The organism is Actinomadura sp. RB99 (assembly GCF_014706005.1).
Lineage (GTDB): Bacteria > Actinomycetota > Actinomycetes > Streptosporangiales > Streptosporangiaceae > Spirillospora.
On record NZ_JABMCA010000003.1, the window covers coordinates 260,404 to 275,603 of the forward strand.

The 15,200-nt window shown below is 73.7% G+C and carries 17 protein-coding genes; 6 read left to right on the plus strand and 11 right to left on the minus strand.

Going from position 1 to position 15,200, the window contains the following annotated elements; all coding sequences use genetic code 11:
* Positions 1–122: 122 nt before the first annotated feature.
* The gene (locus amrb99_RS04780) at positions 123–1,205 is read right to left on the minus strand and encodes an NAD-dependent epimerase/dehydratase family protein (RefSeq protein ID WP_190852692.1); all 1,083 of its coding nucleotides are present in this window, start codon (positions 1,203–1,205) and stop codon (positions 123–125) included.
* 89 nt (positions 1,206–1,294) lie between these two features.
* On the opposite strand from amrb99_RS04780, the gene amrb99_RS04785 reads away from it, so the two are divergent.
* From amrb99_RS04785 to amrb99_RS04795, 3 genes are read left to right on the plus strand one after another with little or no spacing between them, the layout of a single operon-like run.
* Entirely contained in the window at positions 1,295–2,743 is a 1,449-nt protein-coding gene (locus tag amrb99_RS04785) for a zinc-dependent metalloprotease (RefSeq protein ID WP_190852694.1), read from the plus strand.
* Positions 2,740–2,925, plus strand: a complete 186-nt coding sequence (locus amrb99_RS04790) for a hypothetical protein (RefSeq protein ID WP_190852697.1) — start codon at positions 2,740–2,742, stop codon at positions 2,923–2,925. Before amrb99_RS04785 ends, amrb99_RS04790 begins: the two co-directional genes overlap by 4 nt.
* Positions 2,922–3,488: an NUDIX hydrolase gene (locus amrb99_RS04795; RefSeq protein WP_347256530.1), complete on the plus strand. Its 567-nt coding sequence runs from the start codon at positions 2,922–2,924 to the stop codon at positions 3,486–3,488. The genes amrb99_RS04790 and amrb99_RS04795 overlap by 4 nt, the downstream gene beginning before the upstream one ends.
* Positions 3,489–3,618: 130 nt before the next feature.
* Here amrb99_RS04795 and amrb99_RS04800 read toward each other — a convergent pair whose 3' ends face one another.
* The 3 genes from amrb99_RS04800 to amrb99_RS04810 all read right to left on the minus strand — a co-directional run bounded on the left by amrb99_RS04800 (position 3,619) and on the right by amrb99_RS04810 (position 5,817).
* The gene (locus amrb99_RS04800; RefSeq protein WP_347256531.1) at positions 3,619–4,314 is read right to left on the minus strand and encodes a hypothetical protein; all 696 of its coding nucleotides are present in this window, start codon (positions 4,312–4,314) and stop codon (positions 3,619–3,621) included.
* The gene (locus amrb99_RS04805; protein ID WP_190852854.1) at positions 4,311–4,862 is read right to left on the minus strand and encodes a SprT-like domain-containing protein; all 552 of its coding nucleotides are present in this window, start codon (positions 4,860–4,862) and stop codon (positions 4,311–4,313) included. Before amrb99_RS04805 ends, amrb99_RS04800 begins: the two co-directional genes overlap by 4 nt.
* A 154-nt stretch (positions 4,863–5,016) precedes the next feature.
* Complete coding sequence (locus amrb99_RS04810; RefSeq protein ID WP_190852700.1) at positions 5,017–5,817, minus strand: enoyl-CoA hydratase/isomerase family protein; 801 nt, start codon at positions 5,815–5,817, stop codon at positions 5,017–5,019.
* 211 nt (positions 5,818–6,028) lie between these two features.
* Between amrb99_RS04810 and amrb99_RS04815 the strand changes: the two genes are divergently transcribed.
* Positions 6,029–7,360, plus strand: coding sequence for an AarF/ABC1/UbiB kinase family protein (locus amrb99_RS04815; protein ID WP_347256532.1), 1,332 nt, complete (start codon positions 6,029–6,031; stop codon positions 7,358–7,360).
* A 197-nt stretch (positions 7,361–7,557) separates the two neighbouring features.
* On the opposite strand, the gene amrb99_RS04820 is transcribed toward amrb99_RS04815, so the two are convergent.
* From amrb99_RS04820 to amrb99_RS04840, 5 genes are all read right to left on the minus strand, one after another.
* On the minus strand, positions 7,558–7,752 hold the full coding sequence (locus amrb99_RS04820) for a hypothetical protein (RefSeq protein WP_190852704.1): 195 nt from the start codon (positions 7,750–7,752) through the stop codon (positions 7,558–7,560).
* A 127-nt stretch (positions 7,753–7,879) separates the two neighbouring features.
* On the minus strand, positions 7,880–8,158 hold the full coding sequence (locus amrb99_RS04825) for a WhiB family transcriptional regulator (RefSeq protein ID WP_190852706.1): 279 nt from the start codon (positions 8,156–8,158) through the stop codon (positions 7,880–7,882).
* Positions 8,159–8,279: 121 nt separating this feature from the next.
* On the minus strand, positions 8,280–8,630 hold the full coding sequence (locus tag amrb99_RS04830; protein WP_190852709.1) for a hypothetical protein: 351 nt from the start codon (positions 8,628–8,630) through the stop codon (positions 8,280–8,282).
* 248 nt (positions 8,631–8,878) lie between these two features.
* The gene (gene tesB, locus amrb99_RS04835) at positions 8,879–9,754 is read right to left on the minus strand and encodes an acyl-CoA thioesterase II (RefSeq protein ID WP_190852711.1); all 876 of its coding nucleotides are present in this window, start codon (positions 9,752–9,754) and stop codon (positions 8,879–8,881) included.
* Between the two features lie 85 nt (positions 9,755–9,839).
* The gene (locus amrb99_RS04840) at positions 9,840–11,906 is read right to left on the minus strand and encodes an ATP-dependent DNA helicase UvrD2 (protein WP_190852714.1); all 2,067 of its coding nucleotides are present in this window, start codon (positions 11,904–11,906) and stop codon (positions 9,840–9,842) included.
* A 173-nt stretch (positions 11,907–12,079) separates the two neighbouring features.
* On the opposite strand from amrb99_RS04840, the gene amrb99_RS04845 reads away from it, so the two are divergent.
* On the plus strand, positions 12,080–12,361 hold the full coding sequence (locus tag amrb99_RS04845; RefSeq protein ID WP_190852716.1) for a mycoredoxin: 282 nt from the start codon (positions 12,080–12,082) through the stop codon (positions 12,359–12,361).
* Positions 12,362–12,443: 82 nt separating this feature from the next.
* On the opposite strand, the gene nudC is transcribed toward amrb99_RS04845, so the two are convergent.
* Together nudC and amrb99_RS04855 are read right to left on the minus strand one after the other, a co-directional pair.
* A complete protein-coding gene (gene nudC, locus amrb99_RS04850) occupies positions 12,444–13,361 on the minus strand; it encodes an NAD(+) diphosphatase (protein ID WP_190852718.1) in 918 nt (305 codons plus the stop codon).
* A gap of 49 nt (positions 13,362–13,410) precedes the next feature.
* Positions 13,411–14,808 (minus strand): dipeptidase, encoded by a 1,398-nt coding sequence (locus amrb99_RS04855; protein WP_347256533.1) that lies wholly within the window; start codon positions 14,806–14,808, stop codon positions 13,411–13,413.
* A gap of 73 nt (positions 14,809–14,881) precedes the next feature.
* Here amrb99_RS04855 and amrb99_RS04860 point away from each other — a divergent pair, with 73 nt between their 5' ends.
* Positions 14,882–15,172 carry a DUF4031 domain-containing protein gene (locus amrb99_RS04860; RefSeq protein ID WP_190852724.1) on the plus strand — a complete coding sequence of 97 codons (291 nt, stop codon included), beginning with the start codon at positions 14,882–14,884 and terminating at the stop codon, positions 15,170–15,172.
* The last annotated feature ends 28 nt before the right edge of the window (positions 15,173–15,200 follow it).

Consider the following 15,200-nt stretch of genomic DNA (forward strand, 5'->3'; position numbering starts at 1 on the left):
CGCGGGCCGGGGCCGGGCGCGGCCGGGCGGGTCGGCTGTCCTCGGCTGGCCGGGCTGGCTGGCTGTCCTCAGCTAGCCGGGCGGGTCGGCCGTCCTCGGCTGGCCGGGCCGGCCGTCCTCGGCTAGCGGCGGCGCTTGCGGGCGCGGCGGATCGCGGCGGCGGCGCCGATCGCGGCGACCGTCGCGCCGGCCGCGGTCGCCATGGTGGCCTCCTTGCCGCCGACGCGGCGCCCGACGACGGCGTGCCGCCCGGCGGTCTCCTCCATCACGGCGCGGAGCGCGGCGGCGTTGTCGTGGCCCGGCTTCCATCCCGCGGCCCGCAGCCGGGCGCAGTCGACCACCCACGGGTAGGCGACGTAGTGCAGGTCCGTCGCGGGCGCCGGGGTCATGCCGAGGCGGTGCAGCCGCTGCGCCATCCCGAACGTCAGCGCGGCGGGCAGCTCGAAGGTGCGCTTGCCGGTGATCTCGGTGACCTCGTCGGGGCCGAGCCAGCCCTCGCAGCCGACCGCGACCGGGCCCTGGACGTCCTCGGCGACGATCACCTCCAGCGCGGACGCGAGGTCCTCGACGTGGCAGAACTGCCAGCCGGGCGTGCTGCCCTTCACCGTCAGCAGCCGGGGCGCCTCGAAGTGCCGGGTGACGACGGTGTCCACGCCGGGCCCCGCGAGGGCGGCGGGCCGCACGACGGTGATCTCCAGCCCGGGGTGGGTGAGCGGCGCGGTCGCCGCCAGCTCCTCGATCTCCAGGAAGTCCCCGGCGATGCTGACGTTCGCCTCGGCGAGCAGCGGGGCGTCCTCGGGCAGCGGCACCTCGTTGCCGGGCCCGGCGCCGTACACCATGGCGCTGGTGACGAGCACCACACGGCGGACCCGGGCCGCCGCGGCGGCCGTGACGACGGTCTGCGCGCCCCGCACGTTGTGGGTGCGGCGCTCCTTGGCGTCGACGTCCGGGGAGTGCTCGACGTCCAGGTTGACGATCACGTCCACGTCGGAGAGCCGGTTCGACAGCAGCGGGTCCCGGATGTCGACGACACGCCACGTGGCGCCGGTCACGTCGCCGCGGTGCCCGTCGATGGCGACGACCTTGCGGATGTCTTCCCGTTCGGCGAGCCGGGCGGCCAGCAGCCGCCCCGCCCCGGAGGCCGCACCGGTGACGGCGACGACCGGGGCCTTGCTACGCCGAGGGCGAACCTTGCCCGTTGCCACGGAGGTGCCCCCTTCCTTGAGTACGCGACCTTGCCGGGACCGGCTAACGTTGCGGATATGAGCCCATCATGCATCCCAGGGGCGAACCGATGAGTGACACTCCCTTCGGCTTCAACCGTCCCGGCGACGGAGACGACGATCGTCCCCAGGATCCATTCAAGGGCATGGGCGGCGACATGGCGCAGTTCGCCGACATGCTGCACCGGTTCGCGGACATGATCGGCGCGCAGGGGCAGGGCGGCGCGTCCGGCGGCCCGCTGAACTGGGACCTGGCCAAGAACATCGCCCGGCACCAGGTCGTCGAACAGGGCGACCCGTCGATCGTGGACGCCGAGCGGCGCCAGGTCGAGGAGGCGCTGCGGCTGGCCGACCTGTGGCTGGACGAGGGCACCACGCTGCCCGCCGGCATCCGCTCGCCGAAGGCGTGGAGCCGGTCGGAGTGGATCGAGCAGACGCTGCCGGTGTGGGCGAAGGTCTGCGACCCGATCGCGTCCCGCATGGTCGAGTCGATGGGCGGCGCCCTCGGCGGCGCCGGCGAGATGCCCGCCGAGATGCAGGCGATGGCCGGCCCGCTGATCGGGATGGTCAAGCAGATGGCCGGCGCGATGGTCGGCGGCCAGGCCGGGCAGGCGCTCGGCGCGCTGGCCCGCGAGGTGACCGGTTCGGCGGACGTGGGGCTGCCGCTGGCGCCCGACGGCGTCGGCGCGCTGCTGCCCGCGGGGGTCGAGGCGTTCGGCTCGGGCCTGGAGGTCTCCGAGGACGAGGTCCGGCTGTACCTGGCGCTGCGGGAGGCCGCGCACCAGCGGCTGTTCGCGCACGTGCCGTGGCTGCGGGCGCACCTGCTCGGCGCCGTCGAGGAGTACGCGCGCGGCATCACCGTCGACCTGTCGGGCATCGAGCAGGCCGTCCAGGGGCTCGACCTGAGCAACCCGGAGGCGATCCAGGAGGCGCTGGGCGGCGAGCTCCAGCTGCAGCCCGAGGAGACGCCCCGGCAGAAGGCGGCGCTGGCCCGGCTGGAGACCACGCTCGCGCTGGTCGAGGGCTGGGTCGACACCGTGGTCAACGAGGTCGCGCAGGGCCGGCTGCCCGAGTCGGTGAAGCTGGCCGAGGCGGTGCGGCGGCGCCGCGCGACGGGCGGCCCGGCGGAGCGGACGTTCGCGACGCTGGTCGGCCTGGAGCTGCGGCCGCGGCGGCTGCGCGAGGCCGCGGCGCTGTGGCGCAAGCTGACGGAGGTACGGGGCGCGCAGGGCCGGGACGCGGTCTGGGAGCACCCCGACCTGCTGCCGACGGCCGACGATCTCGACGATCCGGACGGCTTCGTGCACGGCCGGGAGATCGAGGGGCTGTCCGACCTCGACCTGACCAACCTGACGAACCTGACCACGGCGGCGGAGGAGGACGAGGCCGAGGGCCCCGCCGACGCTGGCGGGAAGCCCGGGGCCGAGTCCGGTGAGAAGCCGGACGAGAAGCCGGACGACGAGCCCGAGGACCCCGGCGAGGGGGACGCGGGGTCCGGCGGCCAGGGGCCGCGGTCGTGAGCGGGACGCGCGTCCCGCACGCGTCCCGGGTGAACGGCTGCCGCTACGAGCCGGGGTCGTCCACGAACGTGATCCGGCGGCGGGTCGCGCGGGAGAGCCTGTGCTGGCAGCGGCCCGTGGACCAGGAGCGGCGCCGCCGGCATCCGGCCAGCTCGCCCTACGCCCGCGCCAACCGCACGTGACCGCTCCGTCCGCTCCGTCCGCTGCGGCCCCGCTGTACGCCGACGCCTTCCAGGTCCTGTCGTCCTGGGAGGCGCCGGACGCGGACCAGGAGCGGCTGCGCCGGGAGTTCCTGCGGCACCTGGAGGAGCACCCGGCGGACGGGATGTGGCGGGAGTGCGCCGGCGCGCACATCACCGCCAGCACGGCGGTTCTCGACGCGTCCCGGTCCCGGATCCTGCTGACGCTGCATTCCAAGATCAAGGCGTGGCTGCAGCTCGGCGGGCACTGCGAGCCCGGTGACGCGACGCTGGCCGGCGCCGCGCTGCGGGAGGCGACGGAGGAGTCCGGCATCCCGGACCTGCGGCCGCTGCCGGGGCCCGTCCAGCTGGACCGGCACCGGGTGCGCTGCCATCCCGAGGGCACGTGGCATCTCGACGTCCAGTACGTCGTGATCGCTCCGGAGGGCGCGCGGCACGTGGTGTCGGACGAGTCGGACGACCTGGCCTGGTTCCCCCTCGACGATCTCCCTGCCGACACCGACGACGCCCTGCGCCGCCTGGCCGCCCGCGCGGTGCGGCGTTAGCGCGGCGGCGCCGGCGGACGAGGTGCCGGCGGACGCGGTGCCGGCGGACGCGGTGTCAGGGGACGCGGTGTCAGGGGACGCGGTGTCAGGGGACGCGGTGTCAGGGGACGCGGTGTCAGGGGACGCGGCGCTAGCGGAGCGGCGAGCCTTCGAGGAGGGCCCGCGTGTTGTCCCAGCCTTCCAGGCCGGGATCGAGAAAGCGCAGGTCGGCGGGGGTGCGGATGCGGTGCCAGCCGGGCCCCTGCGGGACGAGCCCGGGGCGCGGGGCGGCGGCGCGGAGCCGGGCCAAGCCGTCCGGGGCGTCGAGCACGGTCCCGGATCCGCCGTGTGCGGTGCCCGGTTCGCCGTGTGCGGTGCCGGGTTCGTCGAGTGCGGCGGCGAGCCAGGCGGGCAGCGGCAGGCGGGCGGCGAGCGCGACGAGCCCGTTGCCGTCGGCGGCCTGGCAGGCGGCGGCGGGAGCGCTGCCGAGGGCGCGGAACAGCTTGCCGAGCAGCAGCGGCGGCAGGTCGGGGGCGTCCGGCACGATCAGCGCGGCCTCGCGCGCGCCGAGCGCGTGCAGGGCGGCGAAGGCGGCGGCGGGAGCGGGGTCGCGGACGATCGGCGTGCCCGGCCAGGTGATCGACTCCGCGTCCGCGGGGCCGTCCGGGTCGGCGACGAGCGCGGCCGTCACGAACTCCAGGCCGGCGGCGACCTCGTAGACGTCCTCGAGCATGGCCAGCCGGAACTCGGCGTCGTCCACCCCGGGGGGAGCGGCGGACGGGCCGGACGGGTCGTACGGCAGGACCGCGGCGCAGCGGTCCCCGATCGGGTTCCCGGGCAGGGTCACCCGGCGACCTCGTGGGGGAAGCCGTCGCCGTGCAGGCCGTCGCCGTGGTGCATGCCGTCGTCGTGCACGGGCTCCTCGTCGGGCGCGTCCGCCTCCAGCGGCAGGTGCGCGGCGGCGGCGACGCCCTCCAGGTACCCGCGGGCCCGGTCGGCCTTGGGGTAGTTGCCGACGAGCTGCCAGAAGTCGGCGCCGTGCCCCGGGATCAGCAGGTGCGCCAGCTCGTGGATCAGCACGTAGTCGACGACCCAGGACGGCATGCCGCGCAGCCGGGTGGACAGCCGGATCGTGCCGTCGTCGGGGGTGCAGGATCCCCAGCGGGTGCGCTGGTTGGCGACCCAGCGGACGCTGACCGGGTCGGCGCGGCCGTCCAGGTAGCGGCGGGACAGCTCGTGGGCGCGCGACTCGAGGTCGGCGTCGGAGGGGCGGCGGCGGCGCTCGCGCTCCTCCAGCCGTTCCAGGATGGTGGCGATCCACTGCTCCTCTTCGGCCTTGCTGAGCCTGGAGGGCACCATCACCACCACCTTGTCCCCGTCGCGGTAGGCGGACACGGTCCGGCGGCGCCTGGTGCTGCGGCGGACCTCAACGTTAGGGGGCACGGCGCAACCGTACCCAAAATTTTGCGTCCTCCACAGGGGGTGTTTGACGTCAGCCCAGGTCAGAGCCCATCTTTTGGTGGAGCCTCAACTGCTTTCCACAGCCCGTTCACGCGCCGGTGAAGCGCGGGGAACGCTTCTCCCGCTGGGCGGCCAGTCCCTCGATCATGTCCTCGGACGCCATCGTGACGGGCTGGGCGAGCGATTCCCAGCGCAGGGCGGCGTCCATGTCGGCGTGCCCGCCGTCCGCCAGGGCGACCTTGGTGAGCCGGGTCGCGACGGGCGCGTTCGCGGCGATCCGCTCGGCGACCTCCAGCGTCCTGTCCAGCACGTCCTCGCGGGGGAACGCCTGGTTGACCAGGCCGTGCCGGGCGGCCTCGGCGCCCGTGAGGACCCGTCCGGCCAGCAGCATCTCGCGGGCCAGCGGCAGCCCGGCGACCTCGGGGAACAGCCAGGTGGCGGCCATGCCGGGGTGCAGGCCGAGCGCGGTGAACGGGGCGAGCAGCTTGGCGTCCTCGGCGGCGTAGCGCAGGTCGCAGGCGAGGGCCAGGCACAGCCCGGCGCCGACGGCGTGCCCGTTGACGGCGGCGATCGTGGGGACCTCGAGGCTCCGGATCGTCAGCCACGTCCGGTAGAACGCGAGCATCCGGTCGCGCAGCGCGGGGACGGCGACGGCGTTGGTGTCGGCGAGCCAGGACAGGTCTCCGCCGGCGCTGAACGCGGAGCCGGCCCCGGTGAGCACCACGCAGCGCAGTCCGGAGTCGCCGCGCAGGTCCGCGACGGCCTGCCGGTAAGCGGCGGTCATCTCGTCGGACATCGCGTTGCGCCGGGCGGGGTCGTTCAGCGTCAGGACGGCGATCCCGTCGGGACGGCGCTCGACCCGCAGTACCTCGGGCTGTTCTCCGGACATGGCTCCGCACCGTACCGTGCGGCGCGTGCGCGGCGCTCGGGCGCCCCCTCCGCGGCGCCCGAACGGGCCGTCTCCGGCCGCGCGAGATGCGTGAGAAAGCGCACACTTACCATGAATGCCCAGGTCACAGCGTTTCACGTCATCGGGGTTCCAGGATTTGAACCCCGGTCGTTGTGGCGCGAACAACAGCCGATCACCGACAATGGTCGTCGTGAGCGATCTTCCCCGCCGCGCGGTGACGCGGTCAGCAAAGCTGGCGTCCCTCCCCCTCGGCTTCGCGGGGCGCACCGCCCTCGGCATCGGGAAGCGGACCATCGGCAGGCCCGCCGAGGCCGTCGCCATGGAGATCCAGACGCGCACCGCCGAGCAGCTGTTCAAGGTGCTCGGCGAGCTCAAGGGCGGCGCGATGAAGCTCGGCCAGATGCTGTCGATCTTCGAGGCGGCGCTGCCGCCGGAGATCGCCGGGCCGTACCGCGCCACCCTCACCCGGCTGCAGGAGGCCGCTCCCCCGCTGCCCGCCTCGACGGTCCACAAGGTGCTCGCCGAGGCGCTCGGCGAGGACTGGCGCGACAGCTTCACCTCGTTCGACGACCAGCCGGCCGCCGCCGCGTCCATCGGCCAGGTGCACCGCGCGGTGTGGTCCGACGGCCGCCCGGTCGCGGTGAAGGTGCAGTACCCCGGCGCCGGCAAGGCGCTGATCAGCGACTTCAACCAGCTCGCCCGGCTCGGCCGGCTGTTCGGCGTCCTCATGCCGGGCCTGGACGTCAAGTCGATGCTGGCCGAGCTGAAGGAGCGGGTCGTCGAGGAGCTCGACTACACGATCGAGGCCGAGTCCCAGAGGATCATCCGGGACGCCTACCTCGACGATCCCGACTTCTCCATCCCCGAGGTCATCGCCCAGTCCGGCGACGTGCTGGTCACCGAGTGGATGGACGGCACCCCGCTCTCGAAGATCATCAGCGACGGCGACCAGGAGACCCGGAACCACGCGGCGCTGCTGTACTGCCGGTTCCTGCTGTCGGGGCCGAAGCGGTCCGGGATGCTGCACGGCGACCCGCACCCCGGCAACTTCCGGCTGCTGGACGACGGCCGGCTCGGCGTGCTCGACTTCGGCGCCGTCGACCGCATCCCCGGCGGCTTCCAGCGGCGGCTCGGGCTGCTGCTGCGGATCGGCACGATGGCCGACATCGACGAGATCGAGGACGCCCTGCGCGAGGAGGACTTCATCCGCGAGGGCGTGGAGGTCGACGCCGAGGAGCTGCAGGCGTTCCTCGCGCCGATCACCGAGCCGTTCGTCACCGAGACCTTCAAGTTCAACCGCGAGTGGCTGCGCGACATGGCCGCCCGCGTCACCGACCTGCGCCCGACCAACGTCGTCCGGCAGCTCAACCTGCCGCCCGAGTACGTGATCATCCACCGGGTGCTGTCGGCCGGCACCGGCGTGCTGTGCCAGCTGGAGTGCGAGATCCCGGCCCGTGCCGAGTCGCTGAAGTGGGTGCCCGGCTTCGCCGACGACGAGGACGGGGAGCTCGTCACCGGCTGAGGGGAAAGGGTGTGAAAGACGGCGGGCCCCGTCCGCGCTGATGAGGCGCGGGCGGGGCCCGTCGCGGTGCGTCCGGCGAGTGGGAGGCCGGAGCACCGGTGTCCGCCGGGAGGCGCGCCCTGGATTCAGGTGGCGCCCGCCGAAACCATCCAAAGAAGCGGCGGGCCGGCGCCCTGCGACCGGCGGACCGGAGGTGGTCATCGGTGGTTCTTCGACCCGTGCGCGTCGGCGTCGCGGGACGCGGTCGGCGCGAGCAGCACCCGCCGCACGCGCGACGCCCTCGTCTGCGCCTCCCGGCGCGCGCGCCGCAGGGCGCGCACGCGGGCGGCGAGCTCGTCGGGCACGGTCACGGGTATTCGCTCCCGTGACAGGTCCTGGCTGAGCAACGTCATCTCGTTCTCCCCGGCCGCCCGGAGGCGCGGTCCCCGCGCGGGGACCGCGCCTCTGGGCTCGATACGGCCGAACCTCGTCGGTTCGGCGGACATCGTCGGTACGGCGGACACGGTCGGCATCAGAGCCTCACACGGCCGCTTCGTCCGGGAGCGGGTGCTTGCGCGGGCGGCCGCGGGGCCGCTTGCGCGCGACGATCACGCCGCGGACGAAGAGCTCGCCGCCCCAGACCCCCCACGGCTCCTGGCGCTCGAGCGCACCGGCGAGGCACTCCTTGCGGAGCGGGCACTCCAGGCACAGCGCCTTGGCGAGCTCGACGTCGGCGGGCGCCTCGGCGAAGAACAGCTCGGGGTCGGTCCGGCACGGAAGAGTGAGGTCCTCCTCGCTGATGGCGAGAGCCCCCTGCATCACAGTCACCCTGGTTCCTCTCGTTGGATCTCAACGGGCGTGTCGGTTGGGTCGTCCGGGCAAAGAAGAAGGCCGCGGATCCGGTATCGGATCCGCGGCCTGGGGGCTCGCCGGTGTCTTGCTAGACCGGTCGCCTCCAGGGATACGGACCCGACACGCCACCCGCCGGGGTGGCGCCCATGTGGGCCGTGGCCGGAGCCTGGGACGTCATGCCTTCGAATGCGAAGACACTCCACCCCTGCTCGTCCTGGATTCGCTGCTCAAGGCGCAGATCACGTAGATCGCGCAGACGGGTGCCGTCGACGCGGAGCCGCTCGCCGGCCGCATCGGCCGACGCGACGGCGCCGAGACGGGCCGGTCCGCCGGGCTTCACGCCGAGCGGGGTCCGGACACACGAGACGGAATACGCGTTCGAGGCGCCGGGGCATGCCGCGGTCCAGGACGACAGCGATTTCATCGACGTGTTGATCACCGGACTGCACACCACCTCTCTGGCTCCTCGGGCCGGGTCCGGCGGATCCAAGATCCACACCGGTCGGCCGGTTGATTGCTCGCGACGAGCGTACGGGGACTCCGCCGAAGCAATCAAGGTATTTTTGACCTGCGGTTTTGTGGGTGACTTCACCCTCGTTCCCCGGAACCGGCGCCGCTCGCGCGGCGTCGAAACTCCCGGGAGCGCCTTACAAGACGATCATCGCATACGGGACGCGCCGCGTCCCGTCATCCCTCGCGTCCGGAGTCGGACACGCGGACGAGTCCCTCCTGCATCACCGACACCACCAGCTCCCCGGAACGGGTGAACACCTGGCCGCGGGCCAGCCCCCGCGCGCCCCCCGCAAACGGGGTGTCCTGGTAGTACAGCAGCCAGTCGTCGGCGCGGAACGGCCGGTGGAACCACATCGCGTGGTCCAGGCTGGCGCCCATCGTCCGCTTGTCGCCCCAGGCCAGCCCGTGGTTGAGCAGGACGGTGTCGAGCAGCGTCATGTCGGAGGCGTAGGTCATCAGGCAGACGTGCAGCAGCGGGTCGTCGGGCAGGTCCCCGAGGACCTTCAGCCACACCACCGACTCCGGCGAGGCGAGCGCCGGGTCCTTGGCCGCCTCCCAGGTCAGCGGCGTCGCGTGCCGCACGTCGAACGGCCGCCTGTCGACGAAGGCGCGCGCGCCCGCCTCCCCGAACAGCGGGGTCAGCCGGGTCAGCGAGTCCGGCAGCGTCTCCGGGTCGGGGGCGTCCGGCATCGGCGCGTGGTGCGCCGGGCCGTCCTCGACGATCTGGAACGACGCCGACAGCGTGAAGATCGCCTTGCCGTGCTGGATGGCGCTGACGCGGCGGGTCGTGAAGGACCGGCCGTCGCGGACCCGGTCGACGGTGTAGACGATCGGGACGAGCGGGTCGCCGGGCCGGATGAAGTACGCGTGCAGCGAGTGCACCGGCCGGTTCACCGGGACGGTGCGTCCGGCGGCGACCAGCGCCTGCCCCGCCACCTGCCCGCCGAAGACACGCTGCCGGCGCTCCTCGGGGCTGCGGCCGCGGAAGATGTCGTTCTCGATCTGCTCGAGATCCAGCAGGTCCAGCAGTGCCTTCAGGGAATCGCTCACGGCCGCCAGTCTTCCCTATACACCCGTGTGAGCGGTGTCTCACCCCCGGGTCACCCCCTGCGGGGCGAACCGCAGGTGGGGAGGGTCACACGCCGCAGAGGTTCAGGACGGCCTCGCCGTAGCGGTCGAGCTTGACCTTGCCGACGCCCGGGATGCGGGCCAGCTCCTCCATGGACTCCGGGCAGTGCTCGGCGATCGCCTGGAGCGTCGCGTCGGTGAACACCACGTAGGCCGGGATCCGCTGCTCCGCCGACACCTCGGCGCGCCAGTCCTTCAGCGCGATGAACAGCTCCTCGTTCAGCTCGGAAGGGCAGTCCTCGCAGCGGCCGAGCTTGCGCTCGACGGCGGCGGTCAGCGGCCGCCCGCACACCCGGCACGGCTGCGGGCCCTTGGTGACGCGGCGCTTCGTGCGGTCGACGCGGGCGGGCATGTGCGTGGTGGTCTTGCCGGTCAGGCCGTCGAGGAACCGGGAAGCGCGGCGCATCTGCGACCCGCCCGGCGAGCGCGCCAGCGCCCACGACAGCGTCAGGTGGACGCGCGCGCGCGTGATGCCGACGTAGAGCAGCCTGCGCTCCTCCTCGATCTGCTCCGGCGTCTTGGCATAGACGATCGGCAGCGTGCCCTCCGCCAGGCCGACGAGGAACACCGCGTCCCACTCCAGGCCCTTGGCGGCGTGCAGCGAGGCGAGCGTCACGCCCTCCAGCGGCGGCGCGTGCTGCGCCGCGGCGCGCTCCTCCAGCTCGGCGACGAACTCCGGCAGGCCCGCCTTCGGATCGTCGGCGGCCATGTCCTCGGCGAGCTGCGCCAGCGCGGCGAGGGACTCCCACCGCGCGCGCGCCGCCCCCGCGCCCTCCGGCGGCCGGTCGGAGAACCCCGCCCCGGACAGCACATGCCGGACCGTCATGATCAAGCCCGTGCCGTCGGTCTCGGCGTCGGCGCCCGCACGGGCCGCGCCGCGCAGCCGGACGACCGCCTCCCGCACCTCGGGCCGCTCGAAGAACCGCTCCGCCCCGCGCAGCACGTACGGGACGCCGGCCGCCGCGAGCGCCGCCTCGTACGTCTCGGACTGCGCGTTGATCCGGAACAGGATCGCGATCTCGCGCGCCGGGACGCCCTCGTCGATCAGCTTGCGGGCCCGCCGCGCCGTGTCGTCGGCCTCGGCGACCTCGTCGTCGTACTCGTTGAACACCGGCTCGGGGCCGGTCTCGCGCTGCGCGACGAGCTCCAGCCGGTGCCGGTCGCCCTTCGCCTGCCCGATCACCCCGTTCGCCAGCCGCACCACCTGCGGCGTCGACCGGTAGTCGCGGACGAGCTTCACGACCTTCGCGTCCGGGTGCTCGCGGGTGAAGCCGAGCAGGTAGGACGGGCTGGCGCCGGTGAAGGAGTAGATCGTCTGGTTCGGGTCGCCGACGACGCACAGGTCGTGCCGGCCGCCGAGCCAGGTGTCCAGCAGCATCTTCTGCAGCGGGTTGACGTCCTGGAACTCGTCGACGACGAAGTACCGGTACTGCTCGCGGACCTGGTTGGCGACCTCGCGGTGCTCGGTGAGGACGGCGGCGGTCAGCTCCAGCATCCCCTCGAAGTCGAGCAGGTTGCGCTCGCGCCGCAGCTGCTCGTACATCGCGTAGACGCGCGCCACGTCCACCACCTCGGTGGACGGCCTGCGCCCCGCCCGCACGACCGCGGCCGGGTAGTCCTCGGGGCGGTTCTGGGTGACCTTCGCCCACTCGATCTCGCCGGCGACGTCGCGCAGCTCGGTACGGCCGAGCGACAGCCCGCACGCGCGCGCCGCGTCCGCGACCAGCCCGATCTTCGAGTCGATGATCTTGGGCGGGTCGCCGCCGATGACCCGCGGCCAGAAGTAGCTGAGCTGGCGCAGCGCCGCCGCGTGGAACGTGCGGGCCTGCACCCCCGGCGCGCCGAGCTGCCGCAGCCGGCTGCGCAGCTCGCCGGCGGCGCGGGTGGTGAACGTCACCGCGAGCACCCGCTGCGGCGTCACCACCCCGGTCAGCGTCGCGTACGCGATCCGGTGCGTGATGGCGCGGGTCTTGCCCGTCCCGGCGCCCGCGAGGACGCACACCGGACCCTGCACCGCCTCCGCGACCGCCCGCTGCTCGGGATCGAGCCCTTCCAGCACCGACTCAGCCACCATGCACCTCATACTCCCAGTCCGCCTCGACGGTATCCGCCCGCCACACGAATTGTGGACGGACGGCCGCGCCGCGGCGGACCCGCCGCCGCTCGCGGAATGTCGGAGGGGTATCTAGTGTTCTTCGGGAGGCGAGTGCACAGATCGTCCGAACGAACGAGGGAGACGACGTACCGATGGCGACGCCGACGACCGACCGGGTCGAGGGCCCGACCGGCCAGCTCACCATGTACACGACGACCTGGTGCGGGTTCTGCCGGCGGCTGAAGAGCCAGCTGGCCCGCGACGGCATCGAGATGGTCGAGATCGACATCGAGCGCGACCCGAAGGCCGCCGAGTTCGTGATGAGCGTCAACGGCGGCAACCAGACCGTGCCGACCATCGTCTACCCGGACGGCTCCGCCGCGACCAACCCGAGCGCGAAGGCGGTCAAGGCGAAGCTCGCCTCCCTGGCCTGACCCCCGGCGAACCACCGAGCCCGGCGACTCCCGCGAGTCGCCGGGCTCGTCCCGTTCCACGGCGTGCCCGCCCGCGAGCTCGTTAGAACAGCGGCATGTCGGGGAGGTCGCCGCCGTACCAGCGCATGATGAGCTGGGCGGCGATGGAGAGCGGGCCGGGGGCGACGATCTCCTTCGCCTCGATCGCGGCGCGCAGCTCGTCGCGGGTGTACCAGCCGGCGTCGAGGATCTCCTCCGGGTCGGGGCGCAGCGGGAGGGTGCCGTCGGCGGTGGCGGTGAAGCCGAGCATCAGGCTCTGCGGCAGCGGCCACGGCTGGCTGCCGAGGTAGCGGACGTCCCGCACGGCGAGGCCGACCTCCTCCTCCACCTCCCGCGCGACGGCCTGCTCCAGGGACTCGCCGGGCTCGACGAACCCGGCGAGGATCGAGCGGCGGTCGGCGGGCCACTGCGGGCCGCGGGCCAGCAGGATCCGGTCGTCGGCGTCGGTGACCAGCATGATCACGGCGGGGTCGACGCGGGGGAAGTGCTGGGAGCCGTCCTCGGGGCAGACCCGGACGTGCCCGGCGGCCGTGACGCGGGTCTCCGCGCCGCAGCGGGGGCAGAACCGGTGGGTGCGGTGCCAGTGCTCCAGCGCGACGGCGTGCGTGAGCAGGCCGGAGTCGCGGTCGGGGAGCAGCGCGCCGACGCGGCGCAGCCCGGCCGGCTCGGCGCCGTCGACGGCGGGCAGCTCGCCGGGCACGCCGAAGTAGGCGGTGCCGGCCTCGTCGACGCCGAGCAGCCACCGGTCGCCGTCCGGGGCCTGCGCGGGCGCGACGAACACGAGCGCCGGCTCGGGCCGGTGGGTGACGAGCGTCCGCCCGTCCTGGACGACCAGGACCCGCGTCGCCGGGTCGGCCCACGCGGCGGCGAGCCACGCGTCGTCGCGCCGCTTCAGCGCGACCCGGTCGAGCGTCCCGCGCGCGAGCGCCAGCCACTCGAGCGGTCCTTCGGTCACCGTCATCGGGCTCCTTCCTCCGTCGGGCCTGTCTGCGCCGTTGCCGCCTCCAGGTTCAGCGGAGCGCGGCGGCGAGTTCTTCCCACAGGTAGGCGGCGGTCTCGGCGCCCTTGAGCAGCAGGGAGACCTCGACCTTCTCGTTGGGCGCGTGGATCCGGTCGTCGTCGAGGCCGACCGCGACGAAGATCAGCGGCGCGTCGAGGATGTCGGCGAGGTCGGCCTCGGGGCCGCTGCCGCCCTCGCGGGTGAACAGGACCTCGCGGCCGAAGGCGCGCTCCATGGCGCGGCGGGCGGCGGTGACGCCGGGCGAGTCGATCGGGGAGAAGCACGGCCGGACGCCGCCGCCGGGGATGTGCACCTCGGCCTCGACGCCGTAGGGGGTGTTGGCGGCGACCCAGTCCCGGAACGCCTGCTGCACCTTGGCGGGGTCCTGGCCGGCGACGAGCCGGAAGGAGATCTTGGCGTGCGCCTCGCGGGGCACGATCGTCTTGCCGCCGGGGCCGGTGTGGCCGCCCCACATGCCGTTGATCTCGGCGGTGGGGCGCGCCCAGACGCGCTCCAGGGTGGTGTAGCCCTTCTCGCCGTAGGCGGCGCGGCTGCCGCCGGCGGTGCGCAGCCATTCCGCCTCGTCGAACGGGAGCTTGGCGAACAGCGCGCGCTCCTCGTCGGTCAGCGGGACGACGTCGTCGTAGAAGCCGGGGAGGGTGACGCGGCCGTCGGCGTCGTGCAGCGCGGCCATCAGCGTCGCCATGGCGTGCAGCGGGTTCGGGACGGCGCCGCCGAACGACCCGGAGTGCAGGTCCGAGGACGGGCCGCGGAGGGTGACCTCGGCCTCGGTGAGGCCGCGCATGCCGGTGCACATCGACGGGACGTCCGCGGCCCACATGGTGGTGTCGCTGATGACGATCGCGTCGCAGCCGAGCCGGTCGCGGTGGTCGCGCAGCAGCCCGGCGAAGTGCACGGAGCCGGACTCCTCCTCTCCCTCGACCAGCAGCTTGACGGTGACGGGCGGGGCGTCGGCGCCGGACGCGGCGAGCGCGGCGCGGATGCCGAGGGTGTGGAAGAACACCTGGCCCTTGTCGTCGGACGCGCCGCGGCCGATGAGCCGGCCGTCCTTCTCGACGGGTTCGAACGGCGCGGTGTCCCACTCGTCCAGCGGCTCGACGGGCTGCACGTCGTGGTGCCCGTAGACCAGGACGGTCGGGGCGGACGGGTCGGCGGCGGGCCATTCGGCGTACACGGCCGGGAGGCCGGGGGTGTCCCAGATCTCCACGGTGGGGAATCCCTGCCCGCGCAGGTACTCCGCGAGCCAGCCGGCGGACCGCCGCACCTCGGTGGCGTAGGCGGGGTCCCCCGACACGGACGGTATCGCCAGCCACTCCTTGAGGTCGGCGATGAACCGGTCCCGGCCGGCCTCGATGTACTGGACGATTTCCTGAACTGGCTCGTTCACCTGCATGCCCCTTCGCATGTCGTACTGTCAGGCACTGTAAGGGATCCTGTTCCGTCGGCCCCCAGGAGGAGCTTTGATCCTGATCGATCCGCCTTTGTGGCCCGCGCGCGGGCGGGTGTGGTCGCACATGGTGAGCGACGTGTCGTACGAGGAGCTGCACGCGTTCGCCGCCAGGCTCGGCATGCCGGTGCGGGCGTTCGACCGCGACCACTACGACGTGCCGTCCGAGCTGTACGAGGCCGCAGTCTCGCAGGGTGCGGAGGCGGTGGGGTGCCAGGAGCTGCTTTTGCGTCTGACCCGTGCGGGGCTGCGGCGCAGGAAGGCGGTCCGGCGGCGGCCCACGGCGGGGTCGGGCGTCGGATAGCCGCTGGTCGGGCGGTTGATCGGCGGGC